Raw genomic sequence first — 26784 nt, forward strand, 5'->3', positions numbered from 1 at the left:
TCGACAGCGTAGCGCCCGTAGCTCAGCTGGATAGAGCGCTGCCCTCCGGAGGCAGAGGTCACAGGTTCGAATCCTGTCGGGCGCACCATCAAAAGTGCGCCGGTTAAACGGGCGTGTTGAAGAACGAAAACAGCTGTGGTGGCTGTAGCTCAGTTGGTAGAGTCCCGGATTGTGATTCCGGTTGTCGTGGGTTCGAGCCCCATCAGCCACCCCATTTTACAGCTTGTCAGGTACGCGAAGGTGGCGGAATTGGTAGACGCGCTAGCTTCAGGTGTTAGTGCCCCCCGGGTGTGAGGGTTCGAGTCCCTCTCTTCGCACCATACTTGCTGTATGACGAGGATGACCAGATGGTCATCTTTGTGTTTTTGGAATACCCCCTCGGTGATTAGCGCAGCCCGGTAGCGCATCTGGTTTGGGACCAGAGGGTCAAAGGTTCGAATCCTTTATCACCGACCACATTTGAAAACCCCGCTCAGGCGGGGTTTTTGCTTTTTGGCGTTTCTCTTCCGCTTTTTCCTGTCACGTCTTTTTACACTTCTTCAGGCGCCTGTTCGCCACGAGTTCGCTATGCTGGGGCCCGGAGCCGCGAGACAGGGGACGCTCGGGCACGGACCAGATACAAGGCCTATGCATCACCATGTCACTTCTTTTCAACTCTCCGTGCTGGCCATGGCCGCACTGCTGCTGGGTGGTTGCGCCCTGCAGCCGAAACCGGAAGCTCTTCTGATGGGCGCCGCCCCCAAGCCAAAGGCGGAACTCGAGGCCACCTTGGTAACCAGTGGTGGCTTCTGCGTGACCCTGAGCGAGCAGGGCCGTCTGCTGACCCAGCCCTGCGATCAGCAACCGAACCAGTCATTCAGCTGGGATGTCGGCGCCCTGCAACTGGCCGGGGATTGCCTGGTCGCCAGAGGGGAAGATGGTCTGGGGATGGAGGCGTGCCGGGAGGAGAGCCATCAATGGCAGTGGCAGGGGGATCGGCTGTTCAATCGGCAGGTGTCGTTGTGCCTGGATGTGGCGGGTCGCCGTCACAAGCCGGCCGTCCCCCTGCGCCTCGCCGAATGCTATGGCGGCGCCAACCAGAGCTTTGAGTGGACGCCCTCCGGCACGCTGTTGAACCGTCTGATACACCCGGCTCTGGTGTGGTGACAAGAGAGCGAGAAGAAAAAAGGGTGGCCACATGGGCCACCCTTTTTCGATCCGCGATGGGGGTACCGTATCAGCGGGTCTGGGAGGCGAACAGTTTCTCCAGATAGACGGCAACGCCATCTTCATCGGAAGTGAGGGTCTGTTCGTGCTCTGGCAGGGCCAGTTTGAGGCGATCATGGGCGTTGCCCATGACCACGCCACGGCCCACCATGCTCAGCATCTCGAAGTCGTTCATGCCATCGCCGAAGGCCACGGCCTGTGACATCTCCAGGCCGTGCTGCTCCAGCACGGCGCGCACGGCATTACCCTTGTGCACACCGGCATGCATCACCTCGAGGCAGTCAGGCAGGGAGAAGGTGACGTTGAGTCGATCACCATATTGCTGGTTGAGGTGCGCCTCTATCTTCAGCAGCTTGTCGTGGTCGCCGATGTAGAACACCTTGTTGACCCTGTCCATCGGGTGGCTGGCGAGATCCGCCAGACGGTAGCTGAAGCCGGAGTCGTGATGGAACTTCAGCAACCAGGGCAGCTCCTCTTCCACCAGCCACTCGTCGCCGTAGTAGACGTTGATGTGGATGGACGGGTCGCGGTCCATGGCGATCAGCTCGGCCGCCACCGTGCTCGGTAGCGCCTGGTTGTAGACCAGTTGATCCTGCTTGTCGTGTACCACGGCGCCGTTGGAGGTAATGAGGTAGATATCCAGCCCCAGCGCATCGCGGATGCTGCGCACATCCACATGGTGACGGCCGGTGGCGACCACGAACTTGACGCCCTGGTCGACCAGGCGGTGCAGGGTATCCCGGGTGCGGGAGGAGATCTGGTGCTGCCCGTTGAGCAGGGTACCATCGAGATCGGACACAACTACCTTGAACATCATTACCTCGACTTCAATTGAACGCCGGGGGAGTGTACCCCAGCGTCTGCCGTCACCCCATTTATTTAGGGATCCAAAAAATAACCAGCCCCTTCTGGTCGCGTCAGTAGCGCGCGAAGAAGGCCAGGGTCGCATTGAGCGCGGCCTGGCGCTGGGGATCCGCCTCGATGAAGAGCTCGTGCCAGGCCCCGTCGATGCGCAGCGGCTTGCCCCCTTCACATTGGGCCTTGGCGCAGAAGGCCTCCTGGGCGGCGTTGTCCACCACGCTGTCCTCGCCGGCCTGCAGCAGCAGCAGCGGCGTCTTGATGGCGCCGGCGTCGGCTACGGCCGCGTCCGATCCTGTGATGGCCTGATGGATCCAGTGGGCGGTGGCGCCCCCCAGCCTGACCTGGGGATGCTGCTCGTAGATCTGGCGGAAGGCCTGATAACGCGCCGTGCTGTGGGTCAGCTCGTTGTCGGCAAAGCCGTGATCCTCATAGGGTCCCTGACCCGGGCCGTAGGGGGGCTCGCCCACCCAGCCGCCGACCGTGCCGATGGTGGCCGCCAGCCCCTTGGCCAGCCACTTGGGCAGGCCGCCGAGGTTGATGCCCATCATGGGGGAGGAGAGCACCGCCGCCTGGATGTCGTTCGGCCAGCGTTCCAGATAGCGGGCCGAGATGGCCCCCCCCATGGAGTGGGCCAGCAGGAACAGCTTGGCGGGTTGGTCCTGGGCGATCACTTCATCATGAAACTGTTTGAGATCGGCGACATAGTCGTCGAACTGGTCGACATACCCCTTCTCTTTGTCGGCCAGCATGCGGTCTGACATTCCCTGGCCGCGATGATCGATGAGGTAGAGGCTGTAACCCTGGCGCCAGAGATCCCAGGCCAGCTCCTGATACTTGAGGTAGCTCTCGACCCGGCCGTTGACGATGAGGATGGCGCGATCGATCTTGGGCTGGCGCAGGGCGGCATAGCGGAGGGTGACCCCGTCCTTGCCCTGGAACTCCCCCTCGACGGCATGCTGGCGCCAGAAGTCGGGCAGGGTCTGCTGATAGAGGGCGGGAACGTTGGCTTCAGTGGTCAGCTGGTAAGGATTGCTCACGGCAAGGGCTCCGGCAGAAAACAGGGTCAGGGCCAGCAGGGAAAGGGAGGCAGGTTTCATCGGGCAAGCTCCTCGCGCCAGTGGTGGTAGAGCGCAGTGATATCGTTCGAGCAGAGCAGGGGCATGGCGGCTTGCAGGCGGGGCAGCGGCCAGTCCCACCACTGCATGGCTTGCAGCATGGCGACCTGCTCCTCGTCAAAACGGGGGCGGATCGGTCTGGCCGGGTTGCCGCCCACTATGGTGTAGGGGGCCACATCCCGGGTGACCACGGCCCGGGTGGCAATGACGGCGCCATCGCCGATGGTGATGCCGGGCATGATCATGGCTTCCGAGCCGATCCAGACATCGTTGCCGATCCGGGTGTCTCCCTTGCGCAGAAAACCGTCCTGCACGCCGTCACCGAAGCGGGCAGCATCGAAGGGGAAGGTGGAAACCCAGTCCATCCGGTGACCCTGGTTGCCCGCCAGCATGAAGGTGGCGCCGGAGGCGATGGAGCAGAACTTGCCGATGATCAGACGGTCAACTTCCTTACCCCACTGGCCACTGTCCCAGGACTCCCGCGTCGAGCCATCGCCGAGCAGGTAGCGCACGCAATGATCCTCGAACGGCTTGCCGTGGTAGTAGCCGGAGTAATAGCTGTATTCCCCGGCCTCGATATTGGGGTTGGTCAGATGATCCCGTATGACCTGGGATTCCAGCCAGCTGCCGAACGGATTTTCCATCACTGATCCTGCCATTCATCTTCTTCCTGTTGTGCGGCCCATCCTTTGCGGGTCAGCTGCATCTGCTGCCACCAGCGTTCGTCCGCCAGGATCTCGCCGGTCGGGCCGAGCTGGGGGTAGGGCATCTCTTTCTCCTTGCAGAGCTGGGCATAGACGGGATAGCCCCCCTCGAACAAGATGGTGTTCTGTTCTTCGGGTGTGAGTGGGCAGCCGCGCTGATAACAGCCGGCCAGTTCGCGCTGGCGCTGGGCCTCGTAGAGGATGGCGGCGGCGGCCACCGAGACGTTGAGGGACTGCACCATGCCCACCATGGGGATGACGATATGGTGATCGGCCAGGGCCAGCGCCTCTTCGCCGATGCCGTGCTTCTCCTGGCCCACCAGGATGGCGGTGGGTCTGGTGTAGTCGATGGCGCGAAAGTCCACGGAGCTGTCGGAGAGGTGGGTCGCCAGGATCTGCATGCCGGAGGCCTTGAGTTCGGTCACGGCACTGCCGATGTCCGGGTGCAGCTTCACGTCCACCCAGTTCTGGCTGCCGCGGGCGGTGCCCTTGCGCTTGTGGATCCAGCTCTTGGGCCAGACCGCGTGCACCCGGTGGATGCCGATGGCATCGGCAGTGCGCACGATGGCGGCCAGGTTGTGAGGTTTATGAACCTCTTCCATGCAGACGGTCAGGTCGAGCTGGCGCTGGGCCAGCATGTCGGAAATGCGTTTGAAGCGTTCAGGAGTCATGTCGGTTTCTATGTCGTGAGGCCGGTGCATGCAACAAGGCTGGTGGCTTGCGGCATGGGGCCCTGGGTATCTCTTGAAAAGCAGCAGGCGGCTTGCGCCGCCTGTGTTCAGTTTTTCTGTCGGCTCACCCTGAGCACGTTGGGCATGACCCGGATCTTGCGCATGATGTTGGCGAGGTGGATCCGGCTCTTGGTGGTGATGAGCAGGGTGACCACATAGACCCGGCCATCCTTCTCTTCGGTGCTGATGGCGTGGATGTTGGCGCCGGTGGCGGCAATCACGTTGGCCAGCTCCGCCAGGGCGCCCTGGTGGTTGACGATCTCGATGCTGATGCCGGTGCGGAATTCCTGCTCCTGCTCCTTGTCCACCTCCCACTGCACCGGCAGGTATTTGTCCGGTTCGCGGCTGTAGCCCTTGATGTTGCGGCAGGACTCCTGGTGGATCACCAGTCCCTTGCCTGGGCTGATGTGGGCGATGATGGCGTCCCCCGGGATGGGGCGGCAGCAGTTGGCGAAGGTGACCAGCATGCCGTCGGCCCCCTTGATCGGCATCTTCTTGCTGGTGGATTTGGGCTGCTCTTCCGGCGGCAGTTCATCTCCCAGCATGCGGCGTGCCACCATGACGCTCATGGCGTTGCCAAGGCCCACGTCGGCCAGCAGCCCCTGCAGGTTCTCGTGTTTGGTATCGGCCAGCACCTGCTTGACGCGGGCTTCCGGGATGTCTTCGATGTTCTTGGCGCCGAGGGCATGGTTGAGCAGGCGGCGGCCCAGCACCACGGACTCTTCGGTGCGCAGGTTCTTGAGGAACTGACGTATCTTGGAGCGCGCCTTGGTGGTCACCACGAAGTTGAGCCAGGCCGCGTTCGGGCGGGCGCCGGGGGCCGTGATGATCTCCACCGTCTGACCGGAGTGCAGCGGGCTGCTCAGCGGATAGGGGTGGCGGTCGACCCGGGAACCGACGCAGGCATGACCGATGTCTGTGTGCACCGTGTAGGCGAAGTCCACCGGGGTGGCGCCGGCGGGCAGCTCCATGATGCGGCCCTCCGGTGTGAAGACGTAGATCTCGTCGGGGAAGAGGTCGGTCTTGACTCCCTCGATGAACTCGAAGGAGCTGCCGGCGCTCTGTTGCAGCTCCAGCAGGCTCTGCATCCAGCGCTGGGCGCGGATCTGGGCCGTGGTGCCCGAGCTGTCCCCATCCTGCTTGTAGGCCCAGTGGGCGGCGACGCCCTTGTCGGCCATCTGGTCCATGAACTCGGTGCGGATCTGCACCTCCACCGGTACCCCGTGGGGGCCCACCAGGGAGGTGTGCAGGGACTGGTAGCCGTTGGTCTTGGGGATGGCGATGTAGTCCTTGAAGCGACCGGGGCGCGGCTTGTAGAGGCTGTGCATCTGCCCAAGCACCCGGTAGCAGGTGTCTATGTCTTTCACTCTCACTCTGAAAGCATAGATATCCATCACTTCGTGGAATTGCAGTTCTTTCTTCTCCATCTTGTTGTAGATGGAGAACAGGTTCTTCTCGCGTCCGCTTACCTGGGCATCGATGCCGGCTTCCCGCAGACGCCCCTCAATCTCGCTCTGGATGGAGTCGATGATCTCGCGCCGGTTGCCACGGGCGCGGCGTACCGATTCCCGCAGTACCCGGGAGCGCATGGGGTAGAGCGCCTCGAAGCCGAGCTCTTCCAGCTCGTTCTTCATGGTGTGAATACCGAGGCGGTTGGCGATGGGGGCGAAAATCTCGAGGGTTTCCCGGGCGATGCGGCGGCGCTTGTCCGGTCGCAAGGAGCCGAGGGTACGCATGTTGTGAGTGCGGTCGGCCAGCTTGATCAGGATGACCCGGATGTCCTGGGTCATGGCCATCATCATCTTGCGGAAGTTCTCGACCTGGGCTTCCTTGCGATCGCGGAACTTCAGCTTGTCGAGCTTGGAGACACCGGAGACCAGCTCGGCGACGGCGTTGCCAAACTGCTCGGCAAGATCGTCCTTGGTGACAGGGGTATCTTCGATGACGTCGTGCAGCACGGCAGCCATCAGGGTCTCGTGATCGAGGCGCATGTCGCCCAGGATGCGGGCCACGGCAACGGGATGAGTGATGTAGGGTTCACCACTGGAACGCATCTGTCCCTGGTGAGCATCACGGGCTACCACATAGGCTTGCCTGAGCTTCTCAACCTGCTCGGGTGGCAGGTAGGAACTGGCTATTTCTTTAAGATTTTCAAATAAATACAAGACAGTCCCCGCAGCGGTTAAACGGCAATCCGTGAAATTGAGGGTATGCCCTCGAGTTTGCGAGGTTTTCGAGCGGTTGTAAATGGGGAGAACAGCCGGCACCCGGGCGGGCGCCGACTATGGGAGGCGACTGACTTAGCCGCGACCTTCTGCGATGGCAGCAACGGCAGCCAGCTCGGCGGCTTCCTGCTCTTGCTGCTCGTAGCGGTCCTGAGTATCCATCACCTGGTTGTTGACCAGACCCAGTTCGATCTCGCGCAGGGCGATCACGGTCGGCTTGTCGTTCTCTTCGTCGACCAGGGGATCCTTGCCTTGTACCGCGATTTGACGAGCGCGGCGCGCGGCGACCAGCACCAGGTCAAAACGGTTACCTACCTGTTTTACAGCATCTTCTACAGTAACGCGGGCCATGCGGGACTCCAGTGTTTGGGCTTTCTGTGATTGAAAAAGCAGTGTTTAAAAATGACGCAAAAGTTTACTTGTTTTTGGCTTACTCTGCCAGTAGCTGTTTCAGCAAGTTTTGCTGGGCCTGCTGTTGCTGACGCATTTCCAGGCGCTGGCACTCGATGACGGCCCTGAGCTGGAACAGTGCCAGCTCAAAGTCTTCATTGATGATGACATAGTCATACTCGTCATAGTGCACCATTTCGGCAATGGCTTTCTCCATCCGGCCCTTGATCACCTCGGCGCTGTCCTGGCCGCGGCCGATCAGGCGGCGCTCCAGCTCCTCGCGGCTGGGAGGCAGGATGAAGATGGACTTGGTCGGCATCTGTTCGCGGATCTGGCGGGCACCCTGCCAGTCGATGTCGAGGAAGACGTCGATGCCCTGCGCCAGGCAGGCCTCGATGGCGGCGCGGGAAGTGCCGTAGTAGTTGCCGAAGACTTCTGCCCACTCCAGAAAGTCACCGCGCTCGATCAGCGCCTTGAACTCTTCCACCTGGACGAAGTGGTAGTGCACCCCGTGCTCTTCACCGGGACGGGTGGCGCGGGTGGTGTGGGAGACCGAGAGTTGCATCTTGCTGGCGGCGTTGTGCTGGGTCAGCAAGGCATTGAGCAGGCTGGACTTACCGGCCCCGCTCGGGGAAGAGATGATATAGAGAGTGCCTTGTTGCGCCATGTCTGTACCTTTAAGCGATGATCCGCGCTTTGGTTGTAGCAGAGGCCGCCGTCTTGTGCCCGATAAGGGAGACGGTTGCTCGCAATGCGCGGAGGAATCAGAGTCAGGAGGATGTAAAGGCGGCGAATCTTAGCAGATGGGGGCGGATAAAAAAACGGCCGGAATCATATTCCAGCCGATCAAAATATCCGTAGCTTGCTGTGCGGGCGTTACCCGCATAGAGGGCCATTCTGCCCACGGAGCCGGGGCCGGGCCATCAGATTATCCCTGCGCCAGGGCTCGGAATTTCCGAGTTGCCCTGGGTTGGTAGAAGATGCTTGTCGGTACAGAGGCGGTCGAAGGCGGCGATGACCCGCTCGCGGCTTATCTTGGCCATGGCGTCCGGATCCTTGAGGCGGGTGCGCCAGCCGAGCTCGGCCAGCGGCTTGCCGGTCTCCTGCTCAATCAGTTCCTGATAGACGCTGACCAGATAATCCCGGCACAGATAGGGTCCGGTACGCTCCGGGTTGTGGTGGGCGTAGAGGCCGATCACGGGTGTCCCCACCAGGGTAGCCATGTGGGCAGGGCCGGTATCCGGGGCCAGCACCAGGCTCGCCTCGCCAATCAGCGCCAGCAATTGCTTGAGGCTGGTCTGCCCCACCAAATCTGCCGGCTTGCTCTGGCTGAGGCGCTGGATCTCGGCGGCGAGATCCCGCTCCAGCCTGGCTGGTCCGCCGCACAGATAGACCTGAAAGCCCTTGTCTGCGGCGTGATCCGCCAGCGCGGCATAGCCGGCGGCAGTCCAATTCTTGAATGCCTTGCTGGCAGCGGCGCAGATGAGCAGGGTCGGCTTGCCGCCAATTTTCTCCTTCGCCCAGGCCTGGTGCTCGGCGCTGATGGGCAGTTGCCAGTCCGGGGTCAGATCCTTTATCCCGAGCTCTTTGGCGAAGGCGAGAAAGCCGTCCAGCACGTGGGGGGAGGCGGGTGAGGGGACCCGATGGTTGGTGAACAGCCACTGACCGTCGCTGGCGCGCTCCCGATCAAACCCGAGTTTGACCTTGGCCTTGATGCCGAGGGTGGCGATGCTGGCGCGCATGGCGGCCTGCAGGTGGAGCAGGGCATCGAACCTGCGCCCCTTGAGGGTCTGCCAGAGATCGCGATAGCCGCGCCACCCCTTGCTCTTGTCGAAGGGAATGACCTCGACCCCCGGCAGATCGGCGAACAGGGTCGCCTCAATCTTGCCAGTGATCCAGGTGATGCGGGTCTGGGGCCACTCCCGCTGGATGACGCGCACCAGCGCCAGCGCGTGGCAGCAATCTCCGATGGCGGAGAGCCGCAGGATGCAGATGGAGGAGGGCGGCGTTTGGAACAGCGGCATGATGTGGCGCAACGATGGCAAAATGGATGGATGGCATTATGCAAACTCCCCTGTGGATTGTAAAATTGCGCCGGTTGCCCGACCGGCACGGCTTTCTGAATGGATGCCCTGCACCCACTATCGACCGGAATTCTCATCATGCTGACACACACCACCCACAACCAGGTCTGCTGGTATGCCGACGGAGTCTTCCGCGATCCTTCCCCTGCCTTGTTCGATCCTGTCTGGTGGCAGACCCATCGCCAGGTGGTAGGTTCTTCCATCGGTCGCGGGGTGACCTGGTTCGTGAAGGATGAATCCCGCCACTTGGTGCTGCGTCACTACTACCGTGGCGGCATGGTGGGCAAGCTGGTGCGTGACCGGTTCTGGTTTGAGGGGGTGGAGAGCAGCCGGGCCATGGCTGAATATCGTCTGCTGGCGACCCTGAGTGAACAGGGGCTGCCGGTGCCGCGCCCCTTTGCGGCCCGCATGGTCAAGCAGGGGCCCTTCTATCGGGCCGACATCCTGATCGAGCGCATTCGCGGCGCCAAGGATCTGGTGGCCCTGCTCAAGCAGGGGCCGATCGCCGGTGAGGTGTGGCACAAGATAGGCAAAACGGTGCGCCAGTTGCACGATGCAGGGGTCTATCATGCGGATCTCAACAGCCACAACCTGCTGCTCGACAAGGAGGGCAAGGTGTGGGTGATCGACTTCGACAAAGGAGCCATCCGCTCCCCCGGCAACTGGCAGCAGGCCAACCTGGAGCGGTTGCTGCGCTCCTTCAACAAGGAGTCGCAACTGCACACCAGCTTCCACTTCGTGCCGGAAAACTGGCAGGCCCTGATGGCAGGCTATCAGGGCAAGGTGGCGTGACGTCGAGCTTCACTTCGTATCTGGAGGCTGGCAAGCCCTGATGGCGGACCACCGGGGGCGAGAGGTGCGAGGCCAGCGATGCTGGCGCGGTTGCTCGGCGCCAGCACCAATGTTACTTATTGAGTGTGATTGCTTGGACAGATATTCAGATCCGGTTTCGAGGCGCGTGATGGAAAGGTATGAGACTCCCGGGGTTGAGGTCACCACTCCCCTTGAGGTGACGCTGATGGCACAGGCCATGGCGATGTTGGAGGCCGGGATCTGGACCTGGTCGGCCGGGCAGGGTCTGAGGCGGGACCCTTCCTGTCTGCAACTGCTGGGTCTGGAGGGGGGCGAGCTGGGAGATCTCGGCTGGCTGGATCGGGTACATCCGGATGATGCTCCCCGTCTGGCAGAGGCCCTGGAGGCCTGTCAGCAAGGGCGCAGCAACGGGCTTCGACTCGAGTACCGCATCCTGCACCATCAGGGCCATTACATCCGGCTGGAGGAGCGGGTCCGTCGCGACGAAGGGGGTCAACTGCTGGGGGTGGTTCGCCATCTGGATGCCGCCATGGCGCCCCTGGAGGATCGCCATGACACGGATCCCCTCACCGGCCTCGAGAGCCGCAGCCACTTCGAGCTGTTGCTGGATGAACGGCTGGCCAGCGAGAGCGGCAGTTTCTGTCTGCTGCAGTTCAGCGTGGATCACCGCAGCAAGATCCTGCAGTTGTTCGGGGAGGCGGCCTGCGACGCCATGCTGGCCAAGCTGGCCCGCATCGTGCGCCGCGAGCTGCGCCGGGAAGATCCTTTCGCTCGTTGGGACGAAGACGGCTTCATCCTGATGCTCTCCCAGACCGATCGGTTGAGCGGCCTGGAGATTGCCGAGCGGCTGCGTCTTGAGATCGCCGACGCCAGCCTGCTGCCCCAGCGCCCGGTGACCGTGAGCATCGGCCTGGTGCAGAGCCAGAGTGCCGAGCAGCTCGATCACCTGCTGGCCCGGTTGGCCTCCTGCCACGGTCAGGCGAAGCGGGAACACAACGCCGTGGTCGGCTGACGGCCAGTCACTGTCCGCGTACCCATTGACGCCGATGGACCCATCAGCGTCAATGGTTTTCAGTCAGCGCTCACTGACCTGCTGACGCTGGCAGACCCAGAGAGAAGCCAGCATCAGCAGGGCGCCCAGACCGAGCCTGAGCAGGTCGGTATCCTTTCCCCAGAGCACCAGATTGACCAGCAGACCCGCGGGGATCAAGGCGTTGTTCATGATGGCCAGCACGCCGCTGCTGACCAGGGTCGCCCCCTTGTTCCACAGGAAGTAGCCGAGCCCGGATGCCCCGACCCCCAGCCAGAAGAGGATGCCCCATTGCAGGGAGCTGGCGGGATATTGAGGTTTGCCCAGCAGCCACCAGGCGGGCAGGGCGATCACCAGGGCGCCCAGATAGAAGCAGCCGAACACCGCCAGCTGGGGCGGCTGCTCAGCCTCCCGGGCCAGCAGCACCTTGTAGCCTACCTGGCCCAGAGCGAAGCAGACGTTGGCGCCCTGCACCACCAGGAATCCCAGTACATAGTTTTCGGTCAGGCCGTCGAAACGGATGACGGCCGCCCCCAGCACCGCCAGCAGGGCCCCCCACAGATAGACAGGCTTGAAGCGCCCTTCCAGCAGGTCGTGGATCAGGGTGACATAGATGGGGGTGAAGATGGTGAACACCAGCACTTCCGGTACCGTCAAGAGCAAGAAGGAGTGGTAGTAGAAGAGATACATGATGCCGAGCTGGATGGCACCGAGGGCCATCAGCTTGGCCACCAGATCGGGGCGCAGCCAGCGACGGCGCAGGAAGGGCAGAAACACCAGGCTGGCGAGCACGATGCGGGTCAGTACCGAGAAGTAGGCATCCACCTGACCGGCAAGGTAGACCCCGATCAGGCTGAAGGAGAAGGACCAGAGCAGGGTAACCCCTATCAAGTAGTTCATGTGATTGAATTGTCGTCAGTTGTCAATTTGGAGGGCGCTATGATGGCCGAGTTGGAAGGCGCGATCCAGCGTTTATGGGAAGGGTTGTCACAGATCGGAGCATTTGCCTTCGAGGCGAGCAACGGGGTCGGATCCGCCACCGACTGGTGCGGTCGCGGGGAGGGTGCCGTGGTGGTGACCGATCACCATGGGGGGTGGCTGTATGCCGAGACGGGTCGCTACACCACGCCCCATGGCCGGGAGCTGGCCATGCACAACCGCTTCTGGTGGCAGCGCACCGCACGGGGGATCATGCTCTCCCACCTGCGCTACGAGCAGCCGGTGATGCTGTTCGAGCTGTTGCCCCGGGGGGACGGGCACTGGGTCACGGCCGAGCCTCACCTGTGCGGGCAGGATCACTACAGCGCCGAGCTGACCGAAACCGGCGAGGGTTTCCTGCTCACCTGGCAGATAACGGGGCCGCGCAAGAACGAGCGGTTGAGTTATCGCTACGGACCAGAGGCGCAGAGATAAAAAAACCGGCGCAGGGCGCCGGTAGAGGGGACAAATCGGAGGTTTTGTTAAAACGGTCCCAAAAACAGGAGAGATACACTCTCGTCACACACGCAGAGAGGGTCTTCAGGCATTCAGTGCATAGTTCAGCATGGCTTGCAGCTTGCTGTCGAAGAACCAGGGCAGCAGCACCATCAGCAGACCCAGCACCCCGGCCAGCCGGTGGCGATACTGCCAGCCGGCTATCAGTACCAGACCGCCGCAGAGGGTGGTCAGGATGCCTGACATAAGGCAGCCTCCCGCTGTTGGCGGCGCTGCTGTGCCCACTGGTTGAGGGCGACCGAACCCAGGATCAGGGCCAGCGCCACGCCCGTGGTGGACTGGATCTGCTCGCCGAGGAACAGGGCTCCCAGCATGACGCCGAACAGCGGCACCAGGTAGTTGCTGAAGGAGGCAAAGGTCGGGCCCGCCTTCTGGATCAGCGCCATGTAGAGGAAGTAGACCAGGCCGGTACAGAAGATCCCCAGCATGGCGACGGCGCCCATGGCCTGCTGGCTCGGCAGGGTGAGGCTGCTCAGGTCGGCCACGAAGGGCGCGGCCAGCAGCAGCTGGATGGCCGAGGAGATCAGGATGTTGCGGGCCACGACCACAGGATGGTCCTTGGCGAAGCGCTTGATCATCAGCAGGCCGATGGCGAAGCAGCTGGCACCGAACAGGATGGCCATGGCACCGAGCAGGCCGGCATTCATGCCGCTGGTCAGCTTGGGCCAGAACAGTACCAGTACACCGATGAAGCCGATGATCACGGAGACGAGGCCGCCCTTGGTGATTCTTTCACCAGAAATAAACAAGGGAGCCGCCAGAATGGTCACAAAGGGGATACAACCCATGACCACGGCCGCGATGGCGCTGTCCACATACTGTTGTCCCCAGGCCACCATGATGAAGGGGATAGTGGCGTCGAGCAGGGCGATCAGCATATAGGTTCGCCAGGGCGTGTGTTCACTCTTGAGGCGCATGAACAGGCAGAGCAGACCCAGGGTCAGGCTGCCACACAGGGCGCGTCCGGCGGCCACCATGATGGGGGGCAGTTCAGCCACGGCCTGGTGCATGAAAATGAACTGGGAGCCCCACAACAGGCCGATCGCCAGCAACAACAGATAGCTACGCATTTGAATCTCCGATGTAATTCGCCTGCGCATTCTATGCAATCTGCTACTATGCCAAAAATGAATTGTCGTCATTCAACTATGGCCAATATCGATGGAACTGCCCCTTTCCCGCCTCGACCTCAACCTGCTCACCGTGTTCGACATGCTGATGCAGGAGCGCAACGTCACCCGTGCCGCCGAACGGTTGCACCTCTCCCAGTCCACCGTCAGCCATGCGCTGGGGCGGCTGCGAACGGCGCTTGACGACCCCCTGTTCGTGATGAGTCGGCGCGAGATGATGCCGACCGAACGGGCCAAGGCGCTGGCGAGCCCGGTGCGCCAGGCGCTGGCCATGCTGGAGCAGGGGCTGCGTCAGGCCAAGGGATTCGACCCGGCAAGTGCCCGGCGGATCTTTCGCATCGCCACCCCGGGCTCGGTGGAGCACGGCCTGGTGCCGGTGCTGGTGGAGTGGATGGTGCAGCAGGCTCCCCACTGCCGACTGGAAGTGTGCGAGCTGGCGGACAGCGACTACGAGCGGGAGCTGGAGAAGGGGGAACTGGATTTGGTGATCGGGTTTGCCGGTGCCAACCATCTCTCGCCCCGGTTGTGGCGCGAGGAGTGGTTCAGCAATCCGCTGGTCTGTTTGTCGCCCCTCGGCAGCGCTCTGCCCGACATGCTGGGGCCGGGAGAACTGGTCAGCCGCCCCCATATCCACACCTCCAGCTGGGGCCACAGCCAGGCCATGGTGGATCTCTGGCTGGCCCGTTTCGGGGTGGAGCGGGAGCTGGGGGTCAGGCTGCCGAGCTTTATGGCGGTACCGCCGCTGATGGCGACCGGCCGCTACCTGGTGGTGGTGCCCGAGATGATCGGGCGCCACTTCTGTCGCCACTATCCGTTGCGCCTGCACCAGCTGGAACCCGCCATCCCCATCGTCTACCTGATGGCGGGCCACCCGCTCAGTGCCCATGACGAGGCGATCGGCTGGTTCAAGGGGTTGTTGCACCGGCTGGCGAGGGAGCGCTACGGCGCGGATGCGCTCGGCCATCCCGCGCCGCAGGGGGCAGATCACGCCAATCCGGAGAAGTAGTCCAGCCCCATCGCCCCCTTCACCTCGGCCAGCACCTCGTCGGTGAGGGCCCGGGCCTGCTCGGTACCCTGCTGCAACAGGCGCAGCAGCTGGCGCTTGTCGGCGATGGCTGCCTCGCGCCGCTCCCGCATCGGAGCGAGCAGGGTCTGCAGGCAGTCGTTGAGTACCTGCTTGCAGCGCATGTCCCCCAGACCACCGCGCTGGTAATGGGCCTTCATCTCGGCCACCAGTGCCTTGTCGGGGTGGAAGGCATCCAGATAGGCGAACACCGTATTGCCCTCCACCTGTCCCGGATCGCTCACCTTGAGGTGATTGGGGTCGGTATACATGGCGAACACCGCCTGCTTGATCTCGTCGCTCGACATGCCGAGTTCGATGGTGTTGCCAAGGGACTTGGACATCTTGGCCTTGCCGTCGATGCCGGGCAGGCGGCCGGTGTCGCTCAGGATGGGCTGGCACTCGGTCAGCACCTCTTTGCCAACCAGGGTGTTGAAGCGGCGCACTATCTCGTTGGTCTGCTCCAGCATGGGCAGCTGATCCTCGCCCACCGGCACGTGAGTGGCACGAAAGGCGGTGATGTCGGCGGCCTGGCTGACCGGATAGACGAGGAAGCCGGCAGGTAGGCTGCGCTCGAACCCTTTTTGCTGGATCTCGGCCTTCACCGTGGGGTTGCGCTCCAGCCGGGCGACGCTGACCAGGTTGAGGTAGTAGGTCGTGAGTTCGGCGAGGGCGGGCAGGGCGCTCTGCAGGCAGAAAGTGGTCTTGGCCGGGTCGAGGCCGGCGGCCAGGTAGTCGGCCATCACCTCCAGCACGTGGTCGGTCACCTTGGCCGGGTTGTGGCCGTTGTCGGTCAGCGCCTGCAGATCGGCGATCATGACGAACTGGCGGTAATGGTGCTGGGCGGCCACGCGCTGGCGCAGGGAGCCGACGTAGTGGCCGATGTGCAGTTTGCCGGTGGGGCGGTCGCCGGTCAGGATCACGGGGTTGTGCATGTCACTCTCTCCAGTTGGGTGAGCCGGGAGGCGACAAAGGGATGAAAACAATGACCGCCTCTCGGCGGTCACGGTGTTTTCTTTGGTAAATTTTACATAGAAAAGCAGTGCCGCCTGTTTAGAAGCAGCACCACCAGTAGTTGTGATTGAATGAGGTCATATTCATGGCAAATCACACTACGCCTGTTCGATCACTTCTGCAAGGGCACGACCAGCATGTCGCAGGGCACGGTATTCATCAGCTGGCGTGCGCTCGAGGTGAGCAGGCTCCAGAAGCTCTGGCGATGGCCGCACACCAGCAGGTCGATCTGGTAGTCCTTGACCGCCTGGTTGACCCGCTCGCTCAGATCGCCGCAGATCACCAATTTCTTCTCGATGGGGTAGTCCACCGAGGCGAGGAAGGCTTCCAGCTTCTCCTTCGCTTCGGCGATCACCTGGTCCTGCACGTTGTCGATGTCGATGTCGATCATCTCGGTGTAGAGATCCTTGAGGTCCACATCCACATGGATCACCGACAGCTTGGCGCCGTTGGAGCGGGCCCGGTCGACCGCCTTCTCTATCACCTTGCGGTTGTCTTCCGACAGGTCGATCGCGGCCAGTACGTGTTTGTAATAGGTTCCATTCATGGGAGTTCTCCTCACTGATCCTGGGTCCACTATACCAATGTCTGCTGAAACTAAAACGGCATCGTCGCCACAGTTTCAGGATTTGCCTGACCCCGAACCGGAAGGCGTAGAGGTGCAGGTGGCCGGGGAGTGCATATTTTGAACAGGAGTTTGACGCCGGTCACAGGCGTGCTATTGCCCCCGGGAAGGTGGGGGAATAGGATGTGCCCGTGCTTCGCAATGAACACAAAACAACAAAAAGCATCTGAATACCGCTTTGGGGAGCCTCGCGCTCCCTTTTGTTTTTCTGCCCTCTTCCAGCCCATATCCAGTCCGACATCAAGGTAATCCCGCCCCCCTTGGTTATGCTGTAGCCAGTTCCCTTGGCAAAATGGCCAGGGCTCCTCACCTGCAACCGGGTGACGCTGTCATGGCCGTTTCTCATGTCCCACCGATGCACCGGAGAGTCCTTCATGATCATTCATCCCCAGATCCAGGGTTGTGTTGCCCGCAATTGCCACCCCATGGGTTGTCGCGCCGCCGTGCTGCAACAGATCGAACAGGTGCGGGCGGCGGGGCCGTTCAACGGGCCGAAACGGGTGCTGGTGCTGGGGGCATCGTCCGGTTTCGGGCTGGCGTCCCGGATCGCGCTCACCTTCGGCGCCGGGGCCGATACCCTGGGCGTCTCGTTCGAGCGGGGTCCCTCCGACAAGGGGCTCGGCAGTGCTGGCTGGTACAACAACATCTGGTTTCGTCAGGCGGCGGAGCAAGCCGGTCGCATCGCCGTCAACCTGATTGGGGATGCCTTCTCCGACACCATGCGCCAGCAGGCCATCGACGTCATCCGCCAGCAGCTCGGGCAGGTGGATCTGGTGGTCTATTCGCTGGCGAGCGGAGTCAGGGTGATGCCGGATGGCACACAGGTACGCTCGGTGCTCAAGACCACAGGCCAGCCGCTGCAAGGTTGGGGGCTGGATCTGGAGCACGATGCGCTGGTGCAGCAGTCGCTGGTGCCAGCCACCCCGGAGGAGATCCGCGACACCGTCACCGTGATGGGGGGCGAGGACTGGCAGCGCTGGATGCAGGCATTGCAGCAGGCGGATTGCCTGGCCCCCGGTGCCCGGACCGTCGCCTACTCCTACATTGGCCCCGAGTCCACCTATCCCCTCTATCGGGACGGCACCATCGGCTATGCCAAGGAGCACCTGCACGCCACCGCCGAGACCATCAACCTGCAACTTGCCGGGATTGGCGGTCATGCCTGGGTGTCGGTCTGCAAGGCGCTGGTGACCAAGGCGAGCGTGTTTATTCCGGTGCTGCCTGTCTATCTGGGCCTGTTGATGGGGGTGATGAAGGAGCGTGGTGTCCACGAGGGCTGCATCGAGCAGATGCAGCGGCTGTTTGCCGACAAGATGTACGGGCCCAGAGGGGTCGTCGCCGATGGCAACCGGCTGATCCGGATGGATGACCACGAGCTTGAGCCAGCGGTGCAGGCCGCCGTCTCGGCACTCTGGCCCAAGGTGACGCCGGAGAACTTCCGCGCCCTGGGGGATTTTGCCGGGTTGCGCCAGGAGTTCATGCAGCTCAACGGCTTCGAGCTGCCGGGGGTGGATTACGGTGCGCCGGTGAACGTGGCGTCACTCACTGAGCTGACGCCCTGACACCCGCACGAGGGGCATCAGGCGACGTTGCAGGCCAGTTCAGGGGAAAGATTGGGAGACTGGGCCAGTACGGTCTGGTTGCGCCCCTGGCGTTTCGCCTGATACATGGCCATGTCGGCCCGATGGATGAGCTGGCTCAGGCTGTCATCCTGCGTCGAGCGTTCCGCCACTCCGATGCTGATGGTCATGTGGGGGGCGGCCAGGTAGGCGATCCGGCTTCTCAGCTGCTCCGCCAGCCGCCAGCAGGTGGCCCCGTCCTGGGTCATGGCCACCAGAAATTCTTCCCCGCCCCAGCGTCCGATCAATTGCTGGTCCGGTGCCCAGCTCTTGAGCTCCCTGGCCAACTGCCGGATAGCCTGATCCCCCGCCTGGTGACCATGCTTGTCGTTGATCTGCTTGAAGTGATCGATGTCGATGATGAGCAGGGTCAGGGGCGTTTCGTGCAGCCACTGTTGACCCAGTCTCTCCAGCAGGGCGCGCCGGTTGGGCAGCCCGGTAAGCTGATCGAAGGTGGCGAGCTTGTAGAGGTGGCGCGAGCTGCGGTGGAGCCTGCGGGTGGTGAGCCCGAGCAGGATCAGAGCGACGGCCAGCAGCACCAGCAGCAGCAATTGGTAGTAGCGGGCACTCTGCTGGTAGAGCAGTTGCTGGCGCTTGCTCTCGTTTTCCTGCTGCAACGCGCGATTGCTGGCCTCGCTGCGAGCCAGATCCATCTCGACCTGGAAGGCGGCCGCGTGCTGGCTCAGGGTCTGGTTGAAGTGCTGCTTGTAGTACTGCATGTAGCGGGTCATGGCCCCATAGGCCTCGGGGTAGCGGCCCAGATCGGCCAGCAACCTGGCCTGCATCGCCCGACCATCCATGGAGAGAGGGGCGGTGTGCTCCATCAGCAGTTGCAGGGCCAGCTGCTTCTCGCCACGACCCAGCAGGGTTCTTGCCCTGATCTCGGTCAGACGGGAGGCCGCCTGCGGGCTATCCAGCCTGTCATAGATGGCTTGTGCCTCCTCCAGGCTGCGCCAGGCTGAGTGCCAGTCCGCCCGTGCGTTGAACACCATGGCCTGGTAGCCGAGGACGATGGCGCGATAGTGGGGTGACAGGCTCGGCGTGGCCAGCAGGGTATCGAGCAACTGGCTGGCTCTGGCAGGCTGGCCCATGTCGATGTAGAGCCTGGCCATGTTGGCCCGGATGATGGCCTGGCTGTTGGGCTCGTTGAGCTGCACCATCTGGCCGAGGGCATCCTGATAATAGGTCTCGGCCTCACGGTAGAGATTGAGGTCCGCATAGAGGTTGCCGAGGGTCATCAGCAGACGGCCGCACTGCAAGGTGGAGAGGATGGAACCCGGCTCTTTCTGCTTGAGGTGATAGGCGGTCTTGAGCTCGAGGATCGCCTCTTTCATCTGCTGGGTACGGTAGAGGGCGAGCCCGTTGAGGGCATGCCACTCCGAGACCTGCCTGGGGTGATGCCGGACCGCTGGCCAGAGCTGGGTGAGCAGCTCGAGCGCCTGATCCGGCGTATCGGCATCCAGGGTCAGGGCAATCTGCTGCAACCGGAAGTCGAGCAGGCGCAGGGTCTCCTGCTGGGCATTGGCCAGACCCCGGGCGCGGGCATTGTCGCGCTGTGCCTGTGGATAGCGGCCAAGGGCTGCCTGGGCCAGGGACCTGGCGTAGAACAGTTCCATATCCTGCTGGGGACTGGCGTCGAGGCGCTGCAGATAGCCGACGGGATCGCGCGCCGCCTGCAATTCAGCCTCTTTCAGCAAGGAGGGAGCTGCCTGCAACTGGGTCATCCAGAGCAGCGCCAGTGCCATTATGAATCTCATTGAATCCTTTCCCCGACCAATGGCGCCATCATAATGGCTGATGTCATCTACACCATGTTTCTTTGCTTCTCTATAACCGTATGGGGGAGAGGATGAGGTGAAAAGTCGTCGCAACTGCGGGGTGCGTCGGTTGTCTCTGGTTGCGTCAGGATGCAACAGTGGCGACAATCGTGGGCAAATCACAGTGGAGAATCATCATGTTGGCCAAAGCCATGATCGAGAAGTTGAACGAGCAGATTAATCTTGAATTCTATTCCTCCAACCTCTACCTGCAGATGAGCGCCTGGTGCGAGGACAAGGGCTTCGAGGGGGCCGCCACCTTCCTGCGCCAGCATGCGGTCGAGGAGCGCCAGCACATGGAGCGCCTGTTCACCTACGTGAGCGAGACCGGCGCCATGCCGGTACTGGGGGCCATCGAAGCGCCTCCCCATGAATTCAAGTCCCTGGGTGACATCTTCCGCACCACCCTGGAGCACGAGTATCACATCACCAAGTGCATCAACGGTCTGGCCCACGTCGCCTTCACCACCCAGGATTATTCCACCTTCAACTTCCTGCAGTGGTACGTGGCCGAGCAGCACGAAGAGGAGAAGCTGTTCAAGAGCATCGTCGACCGTCTGAGCCTGGTGGGCGAGGATGGCAAGGGCCTCTATTTCATCGACAAGGAGCTGGCCGAGCTGGCCAAGGGCGCCCCGGCCAGCATCATGGACGGCAACGCCTGATAGTCGTGGACACTTAGTGTTCAGTCAGTACAATGACGGCCCCTTGTAAAGGGGCCGTTTTCTATTTGCAGGTGTCCTTGTACCGCTGTGCTGGTGTCTGCCGGGTACAATGACGGTCCTTTAAGGTAAAGGGGCCGTTTTTCTTTTGATGGGTGAGTGACGATGAAACAGGTGGATGTGGTGGTGATCGGTGCCGGGGCGGCCGGATTGATGTGTGCGGCCCAGGCTGGCTACCGGGGTCGCTCCGTGCTGGTGCTCGACAACGCCAAGAAGCCGGGCCGCAAGATCCTCATCAGCGGCGGCGGTCGCTGCAACTTCACCAATCATCAGGCGGGTCCCCATGCCTTCCTTTCGGCCAACCCCCACTTCTGCAAATCGGCGCTGGCGCGCTATACCCAGCAGGATTTCATCGATCTGGTGGACAGGCATGGCCTGAACTACCACGAGAAGACGCTGGGCCAGCTCTTCTGCGACGACAGCGCCAAGGATATCGTCGACATCCTGCTGACCGAGTGCGACTGGGCTGGCGTGACCCTGCAGTTCCAGACCGAGATCCTCACCGTCAGCAAGACAGATGAAGGCTTCGTGCTCGACACCAGCAAGGGGGAGATCGCCTGCTCGTCGCTGGTGGTCGCCACCGGCGGCCTCTCCATGCCGAAACTCGGTGCTACCCCTTATGGCTTCAAGCTGGCGGAGCAGTTCGGCCTCACCGTGCTGCCGACTCGCGCCGGGCTGGTGCCCTTTACCCTGCATCAGGCCGACAAGGAGGCCTTCGCCGATCTGGCGGGGGTCAGCCTGCCGGTGGCGGTGACCGCCGAGGACGGCACCCGCTTCAAGGAGGCCATGCTGTTCACCCATCGCGGCCTCTCCGGCCCCGCCATCCTGCAGATCTCCTCTTTTTGGCTGGCGGGGGAGAAGATTCACATCAACCTGCTGCCGGATCTCGACATTCCAGAGACCCTCAAGACCTGGGCCCAGGCCCATCCTGCCCAGGAGCTGAAAACCGTGCTGGGGCGCGAGCTGCCCAAGCGCTTCGTCGACAAGCTGGTGGAGCTGGGATGGCTGGTGAGCAAGCCGATGCGCCAGTACAACGAACGGGAGCTGGAGGCGGTGGCCACCCTGCTGGGGGATTGGCAGATCCTGCCCAACGGCACCGAAGGGTATCGCACCGCCGAAGTGACCCTGGGGGGAGTGGATACCAACGAGCTCTCCTCCAAGACCATGGAGGCGCGCACCTTGCCCGGCCTCTACTTCATCGGCGAAGTGGTCGATGTGACCGGCTGGCTCGGTGGTTACAACTTCCAGTGGGCCTGGTCGTCGGGCTGGGTGGCAGGCCAGTACTGCTGAGGGATGCCGCATCCTTGCTGTGAATAGTCCCGTCAGCGGCCTCTCGGGTGACAACTTCCAGTGGGCCCGGTCGTCGGGCTGGGGGAGAGGCCGTACTGCTGACAAAGAGGCTCAGCGGATGAGTCCGAGCGGATCGGGCCGTGTCAGGCGGCCCGAGTGATGGAACCAGACGCGGCCTGCTCAGGCCGCGTTTTTTATGGTCGGTCGCTGGTTGGCCTCTAGCCTCTCCTGATATTGGGCAGGAAGGCGGTCAGCAGGCCAATAAGGGGCAGATAGGCGCAGACCTGATAGACGGTTTCGATGCTGGTGGCATCGGCCAATTTGCCCAGCAGGGCGGCCCCTATCCCTCCCATGCCGAAGGCGAAGCCGAAGAAGAGGCCTGAAATGGTGCCGACCTTGCCGGGTACCAGATCCTGGGCGTAGACCAGGATGGCGGAGAAGGCCGACGCCAGGATGAGGCCGATGACGATCGACAGCACCGAGGTCCAGAACAGGTCGACGTGGGGCAGCAGCAGGGTGAAGGGAGCGACGCCGAGGATGGAGATCCAGATCACCCGCTTGCGACCGATGCGATCGCCGAGCGGCCCGCCGAGCACTGTCCCTGCCGCGACGGCAAACAGGAAGGCGAACAGATAGAGCTGGGCGCTCTCCAGCGACAGGTGGAACTTGTCCATCAGGTAGAAGGTGTAATAGCTGCTCAGGCTGGCCATGTAGAAGAACTTGGAGAACATCAGCAGACCGAGGATAGCCAGTGACCAGCCAATCTGGCGGCGGCTCAGGCCGGTGCCGGCATGGGCCCTCATCCGCCGATGGAAGCTGGCGGCATGGTGGCTGGACCAGCGGCCGACGAAGCTGAGCACGATGACCCCGATGAGTGCGAACAACGAGAACCAGGCCGCACTACCCTGTCCCTTCGGCACTATGATGAGCGCCGCGAGCAGGGGGCCGATGGCCGATCCCAGATTGCCGCCGATCTGGAACAGAGACTGGGCCAGACCGGGCTGGTTGCCGGCCGCCATGCGGGCGACCCGGGAGGATTCCGGGTGGAAGACGGAGGAGCCCATGCCGATCAGCATGGCCGACAACAGCACGGCGCCAAAGCTGCCTGCCTGCGACAGGTAGAGCAGCCCCACCAGCGTGAAGCCCATGCCCAGAGGCAGGGAGTAGGGCATGGGTCTGCGGTCGGTATAGAGGCCGATCAGGGGTTGCAGCAGCGAGGCCGTGAACTGGTAGGTGAGGGTGATGAGACCTATCTGGGTGAACGACAGATCGAGCCCCAGCTTCAGGAGGGGATAGATGGCCAGCAGTACCGACTGCATCATGTCGTTCAACAGGTGCGAGAAGCTGATGGCGGCGATCACCGGATAAGCGGTGGTAGTCGGGTTGTCCACCGCGGGCGGGGCGGTGATCGGGGTGTCGGTACTCAAGGTCTTGTCCATGGCTGGGGGATCACTCCCTCTACCATGCCCTATCCCGGCGTATCTGGACATAACCAAAGTGGGCGAACGCCCGGATTGCGTTCGCGTGGCGCGCAGGCCGTTCATGCTGACGGCGTGTGGATGGCTGGTCAGATCTTGTGCTTGGCGCGGGGCGGATTAGTATAGAAGGCCTGCCGCCGTTATCCGGCCCATCACCCGCCATGGAGGGAACATGTTCGAAAGCCTGGGTGTCATCAACGTCTGGACCTATCTGGTCGGTCTCTTCTTCATCATCATCGCCCCGGGCCCGAACTCCCTCTACGTGCTGCGAACCGGTGCCGTGCGCGGCATAGGCCCGGGTTATCGCGCCGCCCTCGGCGTCTTCGTCGGCGATGCCATCCTCATTTTCTGCGCCTATCTGGGGATCGCGTCCCTCATTCGCACCACCCCATTGCTGTTTACCCTGGTGCGCTATCTGGGCGCCATCTACCTGCTTTATCTGGGGGTGAAGATCCTGCACGCGAACTTCATCGCCAAAAAGGCGGGACCGGCGTCCGAGATGGATCCCGGTGAGCGCTATTTTACCAAGGCCCTCACCCTGAGCCTCACCAATCCCAAGGCGATTCTGTTCTACGTCTCTTTCTTCGTGCAGTTCATCGACTTCAGCTATGCCCACACCTGGATATCCTACCTGGTGCTGGCTGGCATGCTGGAAGCGATGAGCTTCGTCTACCTGACCCTGCTGATCTTCGGCGGTACCCTGATGGCCCGCTTTTTCCGTCAGCGCCAGACGGCGGCCCGTCTCGGCAACGGCCTTATCGGCCTCTTCTTCATGGGGTTTGCGGCCAGGCTGGCGACGCTCTCCTCCTGACCCTGGGGATTGCTGACCGTCCGGTGTCGGGCACCTAGTCTGGCCAGCAATCCTTGCCCACGGGGATGAAGCGGGACTGGTAGACGATGAGCTTCTGGTTGCCCGGCTGATTGATCCCGGGATTGTGGTAGGTCTCCCCGGGCAGCAGGTACTTGCTGTCCGCCTGCTGGCAGCCCCGTTTCACCATGAACTCGAAATAGGTGTTGCCGGTATTGGTGATGGTGCTCTGTGCCGGGTCCAGCTGGTATGCAAAACGTGACTGACGCGGACGCACCACCAGGATGGACTGCAGGGCCAGCTTCACCTCGACGGTTCCCCGGTGCTGCGTCTGGCTGCCTTCATCCACCTGGGCTGCCGGTGACTCGGTGAAGGTGATGCGGTAGTAACGCTCATGGTCATCGGCGGGCCCCTTGTAGTAGAACTTGACGTTCTGGGCATGTCTGGCGTGCAGGGTGAAGCGCCTGGGGGCAAACAGCAGCTCACCGGGGACGGTGGGCAGTGTTCTGCCTCTGGCCGTGGGATCGCTGATTTTTTCCATCTGTATGTCGTACAGCTTGGGTGAAGCACTGTTGTTGGTCAGGGTTCTGGTAATGAACTCCTGCTCTGGCGCCATGGCAAGAGTCATGGCGCCGATGTCGAGGGCGGCGGCCTGTGAGGCCAGCAAGCCGCCCAGCAAGGGCCAAAGTAGACGATGCATGTTGTACTCCATGGTCAGCGCCAGGTCCCCTTGATGGTGATGGTGCCGCTTTGTTCCACCTCGCCTTCCCACATCTCGTCGCCCATGGTGCGCTGCACCATGGGATCGGTCAGGTCGAATTCCAGCGCCAGTTTGTAAAACCGGGTGATGCCCTGGCCGTTGACGGGATCATTCCACTCCTGCGGTGGTTGATTGTCCTGTATTCCGAGGGTGCGAATATCCACCGGTGTGCGATCGCAGCGAATGGCGTGCCGTGAACCCGCGCCATGAACCACCGAATCGAATACCAGCCTGGTAGGGATGGGGACGGCCTGTTCAGGTGCGAAGGAGCCTGCCGGATAGAAAGTGCAATATCCCCGATAGGGCGAACCTCTGTCCTGTGAAATAGAAATTTCCAGCATATCGGCACTGATGGGGCCGCTATCAGAGATATTGTATGAGAAGCTCAGAATGTCTTTCCCGACCTGCCCCTCCCTGTAAGGATTGCTGACGCCCTCCGAAGACAAGATGGATACGCTGAAGTCCCGTGGTTTTATATGTATTTCGGTTGTGCCGCTGAATTCATAGTATCCACTCTCGGGAGCATATCCATTCTTCATATTGAAGTTGATCAGACTGCGAGTCAGTTGATCTTGCAGCCCCAGCCTCACAACCTGTTTGAAGAAATTGCTGGACAAGAAAAGATAAACAGATGGCTGTCCTCTTAAATAGCTGATGTTGTAGCGAGAGCCTTTGCTTGGGAAGGTGCGAACAAGTCCCTGATATGAGATCATGTTTGTCATCTGGAGCCATGAAAAAGGGTTCATCATGAGTCATCAGCTCACCTTCGCCGACAGTGAATTCAGCAGTAAGCGCCGTCAGACCAGAAAAGAGATTTTCTTGTCCCGCATGGAGCAGATTCTGCCATGGCAAAACATGGTGGAAGTCATCGAGCCGTTTTATCCCAAGGCTGGTAATGGCCGGCGACCTTATCCGCTGGAAACCATGCTACGCATTCACTGCATGCAGCATTGGTACAACCTGAGCGATGGCGCGATGGAAGATGCTCTGTACGAAATCGCCTCCATCCGTCTGTTTGCCCGGTTATCCCTGGATAGCGCCTTGCCGGACCGCACCACCATCATGAATTTCCGCTACCTGCTGGAGCAGCATCAACTGGCCCGCCAATTGTTCAAGACCATCAATCGCTGGCTGGCCGAAGCAGGCGTCATGATGACTCAAGGCACCTTGGTCGATGCCACCATCATTGAGGCACCCAGCTCGACCAAGAACAAAGAGCAGCAACGCGATCCGCAGATGCATCAGACCAAGAAAGGCAATCAGTGGCACTTTGGCATGAAGGCCCACATTGGTGTCGATGCCAAGAGTGGCCTGACCCACAGCCTAGTCACCACCGCGGCCAACGAGCATGACCTCAATCAGTTGGGTAATCTGCTGCATGGAGAGGAGCAATTTGTCTCAGCCGATGCCGGCTACCAAGGGGCGCCACAGCGCGAGGAGCTGGCCGAGGTGGATGTGGACTGGCTGATCGCCGAGCGCCCCGGCAAGGTAAGAACCTTGAAACAGCATCCACGCAAGAACAAAACGGCCATCAACATCGAATACATGAAAGCCAGCATCCGGGCCAAGGTGGAGCACCCATTTCGCATCATCAAGCGACAGTTCGGCTTCATGAAAGCCAGATACAAGGGGTTGCTGAAAAACGATAACCAACTGGCGATGTTATTCACGCTGGCCAACCTGTTTCGGGCGGACCAAATGATACGTCAGTGGGAGAGATCTCACTAAAAACTGGGAATAGCGCCTTAAATGGCGAAGAAACGGTCTAAATAGGCTGATTCAAGGCATTTACGGGAGAAAAGATCGGC

At 61.8% G+C, this 26784-nt stretch carries 27 protein-coding genes and 4 tRNA genes; 14 read left to right on the plus strand and 17 right to left on the minus strand.

The window, feature by feature from the left end; all coding sequences use genetic code 11:
* Nucleotides 1-11: 11 nt before the first annotated feature.
* The 5 genes from ACPW74_RS20115 to ACPW74_RS20135 all read left to right on the plus strand — a co-directional run bounded on the left by ACPW74_RS20115 (nt 12) and on the right by ACPW74_RS20135 (nt 1146).
* Nucleotides 12-88 (plus strand) — tRNA-Arg (locus tag ACPW74_RS20115).
* Nucleotides 89-138: 50 nt separating this feature from the next.
* Nucleotides 139-214 (plus strand) — tRNA-His (locus ACPW74_RS20120).
* Between the two features lie 20 nt (nt 215-234).
* Nucleotides 235-320 (plus strand) — tRNA-Leu (locus ACPW74_RS20125).
* Nucleotides 321-379: 59 nt separating this feature from the next.
* Nucleotides 380-456: transfer RNA gene (locus ACPW74_RS20130), tRNA-Pro, on the plus strand.
* 171 nt (nt 457-627) lie between these two features.
* Nucleotides 628-1146 carry an RICIN domain-containing protein gene (locus tag ACPW74_RS20135; protein ID WP_102948986.1) on the plus strand — a complete coding sequence of 173 codons (519 nt, stop codon included), beginning with the start codon at nt 628-630 and terminating at the stop codon, nt 1144-1146.
* A 70-nt stretch (nt 1147-1216) separates the two neighbouring features.
* On the opposite strand, the gene ACPW74_RS20140 is transcribed toward ACPW74_RS20135, so the two are convergent.
* From ACPW74_RS20140 to ACPW74_RS20175, 8 genes are all read right to left on the minus strand, one after another.
* Entirely contained in the window at nt 1217-2020 is an 804-nt protein-coding gene (locus ACPW74_RS20140; protein ID WP_201972530.1) for a Cof-type HAD-IIB family hydrolase, read from the minus strand.
* A gap of 103 nt (nt 2021-2123) precedes the next feature.
* Complete coding sequence (locus ACPW74_RS20145; RefSeq protein WP_290437824.1) at nt 2124-3164, minus strand: alpha/beta fold hydrolase; 1041 nt, start codon at nt 3162-3164, stop codon at nt 2124-2126.
* Nucleotides 3161-3826 (minus strand): CatB-related O-acetyltransferase, encoded by a 666-nt coding sequence (locus ACPW74_RS20150; RefSeq protein ID WP_042882094.1) that lies wholly within the window; start codon nt 3824-3826, stop codon nt 3161-3163. Before ACPW74_RS20150 ends, ACPW74_RS20145 begins: the two co-directional genes overlap by 4 nt.
* Nucleotides 3826-4557 carry a tRNA (guanosine(18)-2'-O)-methyltransferase TrmH gene (gene trmH / locus ACPW74_RS20155; protein ID WP_216944887.1) on the minus strand — a complete coding sequence of 244 codons (732 nt, stop codon included), beginning with the start codon at nt 4555-4557 and terminating at the stop codon, nt 3826-3828. The genes ACPW74_RS20150 and trmH overlap by 1 nt, the downstream gene beginning before the upstream one ends.
* Nucleotides 4558-4664: 107 nt before the next feature.
* Complete coding sequence (gene spoT / locus ACPW74_RS20160; protein ID WP_039040667.1) at nt 4665-6782, minus strand: bifunctional GTP diphosphokinase/guanosine-3',5'-bis pyrophosphate 3'-pyrophosphohydrolase; 2118 nt, start codon at nt 6780-6782, stop codon at nt 4665-4667.
* Between the two features lie 135 nt (nt 6783-6917).
* A complete protein-coding gene (gene rpoZ / locus ACPW74_RS20165; RefSeq protein WP_005307060.1) occupies nt 6918-7193 on the minus strand; it encodes a DNA-directed RNA polymerase subunit omega in 276 nt (91 codons plus the stop codon).
* A 79-nt stretch (nt 7194-7272) separates the two neighbouring features.
* Nucleotides 7273-7899 carry a guanylate kinase gene (gene gmk / locus ACPW74_RS20170; protein ID WP_043153719.1) on the minus strand — a complete coding sequence of 209 codons (627 nt, stop codon included), beginning with the start codon at nt 7897-7899 and terminating at the stop codon, nt 7273-7275.
* A 256-nt stretch (nt 7900-8155) separates the two neighbouring features.
* Nucleotides 8156-9256, minus strand: coding sequence for a glycosyltransferase family 9 protein (locus tag ACPW74_RS20175; RefSeq protein WP_043153783.1), 1101 nt, complete (start codon nt 9254-9256; stop codon nt 8156-8158).
* A 138-nt stretch (nt 9257-9394) separates the two neighbouring features.
* Between ACPW74_RS20175 and ACPW74_RS20180 the strand changes: the two genes are divergently transcribed.
* Entirely contained in the window at nt 9395-10108 is a 714-nt protein-coding gene (locus ACPW74_RS20180) for a 3-deoxy-D-manno-octulosonic acid kinase (protein WP_010672321.1), read from the plus strand.
* 169 nt (nt 10109-10277) lie between these two features.
* Complete coding sequence (locus ACPW74_RS20185; RefSeq protein ID WP_039040669.1) at nt 10278-11141, plus strand: GGDEF domain-containing protein; 864 nt, start codon at nt 10278-10280, stop codon at nt 11139-11141.
* 63 nt (nt 11142-11204) lie between these two features.
* Here the strand turns inward: ACPW74_RS20185 and ACPW74_RS20190 are convergent, their stop codons facing one another.
* Entirely contained in the window at nt 11205-12059 is an 855-nt protein-coding gene (locus tag ACPW74_RS20190) for a carboxylate/amino acid/amine transporter (protein ID WP_053287971.1), read from the minus strand.
* Between the two features lie 39 nt (nt 12060-12098).
* On the opposite strand from ACPW74_RS20190, the gene ACPW74_RS20195 reads away from it, so the two are divergent.
* Nucleotides 12099-12572 (plus strand): DUF6314 family protein, encoded by a 474-nt coding sequence (locus tag ACPW74_RS20195; protein ID WP_266140310.1) that lies wholly within the window; start codon nt 12099-12101, stop codon nt 12570-12572.
* 105 nt (nt 12573-12677) lie between these two features.
* Here the strand turns inward: ACPW74_RS20195 and ACPW74_RS20200 are convergent, their stop codons facing one another.
* The gene (locus tag ACPW74_RS20200; protein WP_010672325.1) at nt 12678-12839 is read right to left on the minus strand and encodes a hypothetical protein; all 162 of its coding nucleotides are present in this window, start codon (nt 12837-12839) and stop codon (nt 12678-12680) included.
* On the minus strand, nt 12824-13723 hold the full coding sequence (locus tag ACPW74_RS20205) for a DMT family transporter (RefSeq protein ID WP_041212088.1): 900 nt from the start codon (nt 13721-13723) through the stop codon (nt 12824-12826). Before ACPW74_RS20205 ends, ACPW74_RS20200 begins: the two co-directional genes overlap by 16 nt.
* A 91-nt stretch (nt 13724-13814) precedes the next feature.
* On the opposite strand from ACPW74_RS20205, the gene ACPW74_RS20210 reads away from it, so the two are divergent.
* Entirely contained in the window at nt 13815-14789 is a 975-nt protein-coding gene (locus tag ACPW74_RS20210; protein ID WP_039040672.1) for a LysR family transcriptional regulator, read from the plus strand.
* Here the strand turns inward: ACPW74_RS20210 and trpS are convergent.
* Nucleotides 14768-15781: a tryptophan--tRNA ligase gene (gene trpS, locus ACPW74_RS20215; protein WP_104455000.1), complete on the minus strand. Its 1014-nt coding sequence runs from the start codon at nt 15779-15781 to the stop codon at nt 14768-14770. The two genes, ACPW74_RS20210 and trpS, sit on opposite strands and share 22 nt — an antisense overlap.
* Nucleotides 15782-15972: 191 nt before the next feature.
* The gene (locus ACPW74_RS20220; protein WP_010672329.1) at nt 15973-16407 is read right to left on the minus strand and encodes a universal stress protein; all 435 of its coding nucleotides are present in this window, start codon (nt 16405-16407) and stop codon (nt 15973-15975) included.
* A 452-nt stretch (nt 16408-16859) separates the two neighbouring features.
* Here ACPW74_RS20220 and fabV point away from each other — a divergent pair, with 452 nt between their 5' ends.
* Entirely contained in the window at nt 16860-18047 is a 1188-nt protein-coding gene (fabV, locus tag ACPW74_RS20225; protein WP_160837954.1) for an enoyl-ACP reductase FabV, read from the plus strand.
* Nucleotides 18048-18064: 17 nt separating this feature from the next.
* Here fabV and ACPW74_RS20230 read toward each other — a convergent pair whose 3' ends face one another.
* The gene (locus ACPW74_RS20230; protein WP_103243938.1) at nt 18065-19849 is read right to left on the minus strand and encodes a GGDEF domain-containing protein; all 1785 of its coding nucleotides are present in this window, start codon (nt 19847-19849) and stop codon (nt 18065-18067) included.
* 209 nt (nt 19850-20058) lie between these two features.
* Here ACPW74_RS20230 and ftnA point away from each other — a divergent pair, with 209 nt between their 5' ends.
* Together ftnA and ACPW74_RS20240 are read left to right on the plus strand one after the other, a co-directional pair.
* Nucleotides 20059-20583, plus strand: coding sequence for a non-heme ferritin (ftnA, locus tag ACPW74_RS20235; RefSeq protein WP_010672333.1), 525 nt, complete (start codon nt 20059-20061; stop codon nt 20581-20583).
* Between the two features lie 162 nt (nt 20584-20745).
* Nucleotides 20746-21930 carry an NAD(P)/FAD-dependent oxidoreductase gene (locus tag ACPW74_RS20240; protein WP_279980903.1) on the plus strand — a complete coding sequence of 395 codons (1185 nt, stop codon included), beginning with the start codon at nt 20746-20748 and terminating at the stop codon, nt 21928-21930.
* A gap of 218 nt (nt 21931-22148) precedes the next feature.
* On the opposite strand, the gene ACPW74_RS20245 is transcribed toward ACPW74_RS20240, so the two are convergent.
* Nucleotides 22149-23369: an MFS transporter gene (locus tag ACPW74_RS20245; protein ID WP_039040678.1), complete on the minus strand. Its 1221-nt coding sequence runs from the start codon at nt 23367-23369 to the stop codon at nt 22149-22151.
* Nucleotides 23370-23580: 211 nt separating this feature from the next.
* On the opposite strand from ACPW74_RS20245, the gene leuE reads away from it, so the two are divergent.
* On the plus strand, nt 23581-24219 hold the full coding sequence (gene leuE / locus ACPW74_RS20250) for a leucine efflux protein LeuE (RefSeq protein ID WP_010672336.1): 639 nt from the start codon (nt 23581-23583) through the stop codon (nt 24217-24219).
* A 34-nt stretch (nt 24220-24253) separates the two neighbouring features.
* On the opposite strand, the gene ACPW74_RS20255 is transcribed toward leuE, so the two are convergent.
* Nucleotides 24254-24916 (minus strand): fimbria/pilus periplasmic chaperone, encoded by a 663-nt coding sequence (locus ACPW74_RS20255; RefSeq protein WP_425858453.1) that lies wholly within the window; start codon nt 24914-24916, stop codon nt 24254-24256.
* Nucleotides 24917-24930: 14 nt separating this feature from the next.
* On the minus strand, nt 24931-25725 hold the full coding sequence (locus tag ACPW74_RS20260; protein ID WP_223931207.1) for a hypothetical protein: 795 nt from the start codon (nt 25723-25725) through the stop codon (nt 24931-24933).
* On the opposite strand from ACPW74_RS20260, the gene ACPW74_RS20265 reads away from it, so the two are divergent.
* Complete coding sequence (locus ACPW74_RS20265) at nt 25724-26704, plus strand: IS5-like element IS5 family transposase (RefSeq protein WP_425858454.1); 981 nt, start codon at nt 25724-25726, stop codon at nt 26702-26704. The two genes, ACPW74_RS20260 and ACPW74_RS20265, sit on opposite strands and share 2 nt — an antisense overlap.
* Nucleotides 26705-26784: the final 80 nt, after the last annotated feature.

The sequence above is a fragment of the Aeromonas sp. INTO2 genome (genome assembly GCF_049860605.1).
GTDB classification, from domain to species: Bacteria; Pseudomonadota; Gammaproteobacteria; order Enterobacterales; family Aeromonadaceae; genus Aeromonas; species Aeromonas caviae.

Coding starts and splice junctions, on each gene's coding strand:
- ACPW74_RS20135 (WP_102948986.1), top strand. CDS start 628: ATGCATCACCATGTCACTTCTTTTCAACTCTCCGTGCTGGCCATGGCC.
- ACPW74_RS20140 (WP_201972530.1), bottom strand. CDS start 2,020: ATGTTCAAGGTAGTTGTGTCCGATCTCGATGGTACCCTGCTCAACGGG.
- ACPW74_RS20145 (WP_290437824.1), bottom strand. CDS start 3,164: ATGAAACCTGCCTCCCTTTCCCTGCTGGCCCTGACCCTGTTTTCTGCC.
- ACPW74_RS20150 (WP_042882094.1), bottom strand. CDS start 3,826: ATGGAAAATCCGTTCGGCAGCTGGCTGGAATCCCAGGTCATACGGGAT.
- trmH (WP_216944887.1), bottom strand. CDS start 4,557: ATGACTCCTGAACGCTTCAAACGCATTTCCGACATGCTGGCCCAGCGC.
- rpoZ (WP_005307060.1), bottom strand. CDS start 7,193: ATGGCCCGCGTTACTGTAGAAGATGCTGTAAAACAGGTAGGTAACCGT.
- gmk (WP_043153719.1), bottom strand. CDS start 7,899: ATGGCGCAACAAGGCACTCTCTATATCATCTCTTCCCCGAGCGGGGCC.
- ACPW74_RS20175 (WP_043153783.1), bottom strand. CDS start 9,256: ATGCCGCTGTTCCAAACGCCGCCCTCCTCCATCTGCATCCTGCGGCTC.
- ACPW74_RS20180 (WP_010672321.1), top strand. CDS start 9,395: ATGCTGACACACACCACCCACAACCAGGTCTGCTGGTATGCCGACGGA.
- ACPW74_RS20185 (WP_039040669.1), top strand. CDS start 10,278: ATGGAAAGGTATGAGACTCCCGGGGTTGAGGTCACCACTCCCCTTGAG.
- ACPW74_RS20190 (WP_053287971.1), bottom strand. CDS start 12,059: ATGAACTACTTGATAGGGGTTACCCTGCTCTGGTCCTTCTCCTTCAGC.
- ACPW74_RS20195 (WP_266140310.1), top strand. CDS start 12,099: ATGATGGCCGAGTTGGAAGGCGCGATCCAGCGTTTATGGGAAGGGTTG.
- ACPW74_RS20200 (WP_010672325.1), bottom strand. CDS start 12,839: ATGTCAGGCATCCTGACCACCCTCTGCGGCGGTCTGGTACTGATAGCC.
- ACPW74_RS20205 (WP_041212088.1), bottom strand. CDS start 13,723: ATGCGTAGCTATCTGTTGTTGCTGGCGATCGGCCTGTTGTGGGGCTCC.
- ACPW74_RS20210 (WP_039040672.1), top strand. CDS start 13,815: ATGGAACTGCCCCTTTCCCGCCTCGACCTCAACCTGCTCACCGTGTTC.
- trpS (WP_104455000.1), bottom strand. CDS start 15,781: ATGCACAACCCCGTGATCCTGACCGGCGACCGCCCCACCGGCAAACTG.
- ACPW74_RS20220 (WP_010672329.1), bottom strand. CDS start 16,407: ATGAATGGAACCTATTACAAACACGTACTGGCCGCGATCGACCTGTCG.
- fabV (WP_160837954.1), top strand. CDS start 16,860: ATGATCATTCATCCCCAGATCCAGGGTTGTGTTGCCCGCAATTGCCAC.
- ACPW74_RS20230 (WP_103243938.1), bottom strand. CDS start 19,849: ATGGCACTGGCGCTGCTCTGGATGACCCAGTTGCAGGCAGCTCCCTCC.
- ftnA (WP_010672333.1), top strand. CDS start 20,059: ATGTTGGCCAAAGCCATGATCGAGAAGTTGAACGAGCAGATTAATCTT.
- ACPW74_RS20240 (WP_279980903.1), top strand. CDS start 20,746: ATGAAACAGGTGGATGTGGTGGTGATCGGTGCCGGGGCGGCCGGATTG.
- ACPW74_RS20245 (WP_039040678.1), bottom strand. CDS start 23,369: ATGGACAAGACCTTGAGTACCGACACCCCGATCACCGCCCCGCCCGCG.
- leuE (WP_010672336.1), top strand. CDS start 23,581: ATGTTCGAAAGCCTGGGTGTCATCAACGTCTGGACCTATCTGGTCGGT.
- ACPW74_RS20255 (WP_425858453.1), bottom strand. CDS start 24,916: ATGCATCGTCTACTTTGGCCCTTGCTGGGCGGCTTGCTGGCCTCACAG.
- ACPW74_RS20265 (WP_425858454.1), top strand. CDS start 25,724: ATGAGTCATCAGCTCACCTTCGCCGACAGTGAATTCAGCAGTAAGCGC.
- ACPW74_RS20260 (WP_223931207.1), bottom strand. CDS start 25,725: ATGATGAACCCTTTTTCATGGCTCCAGATGACAAACATGATCTCATAT.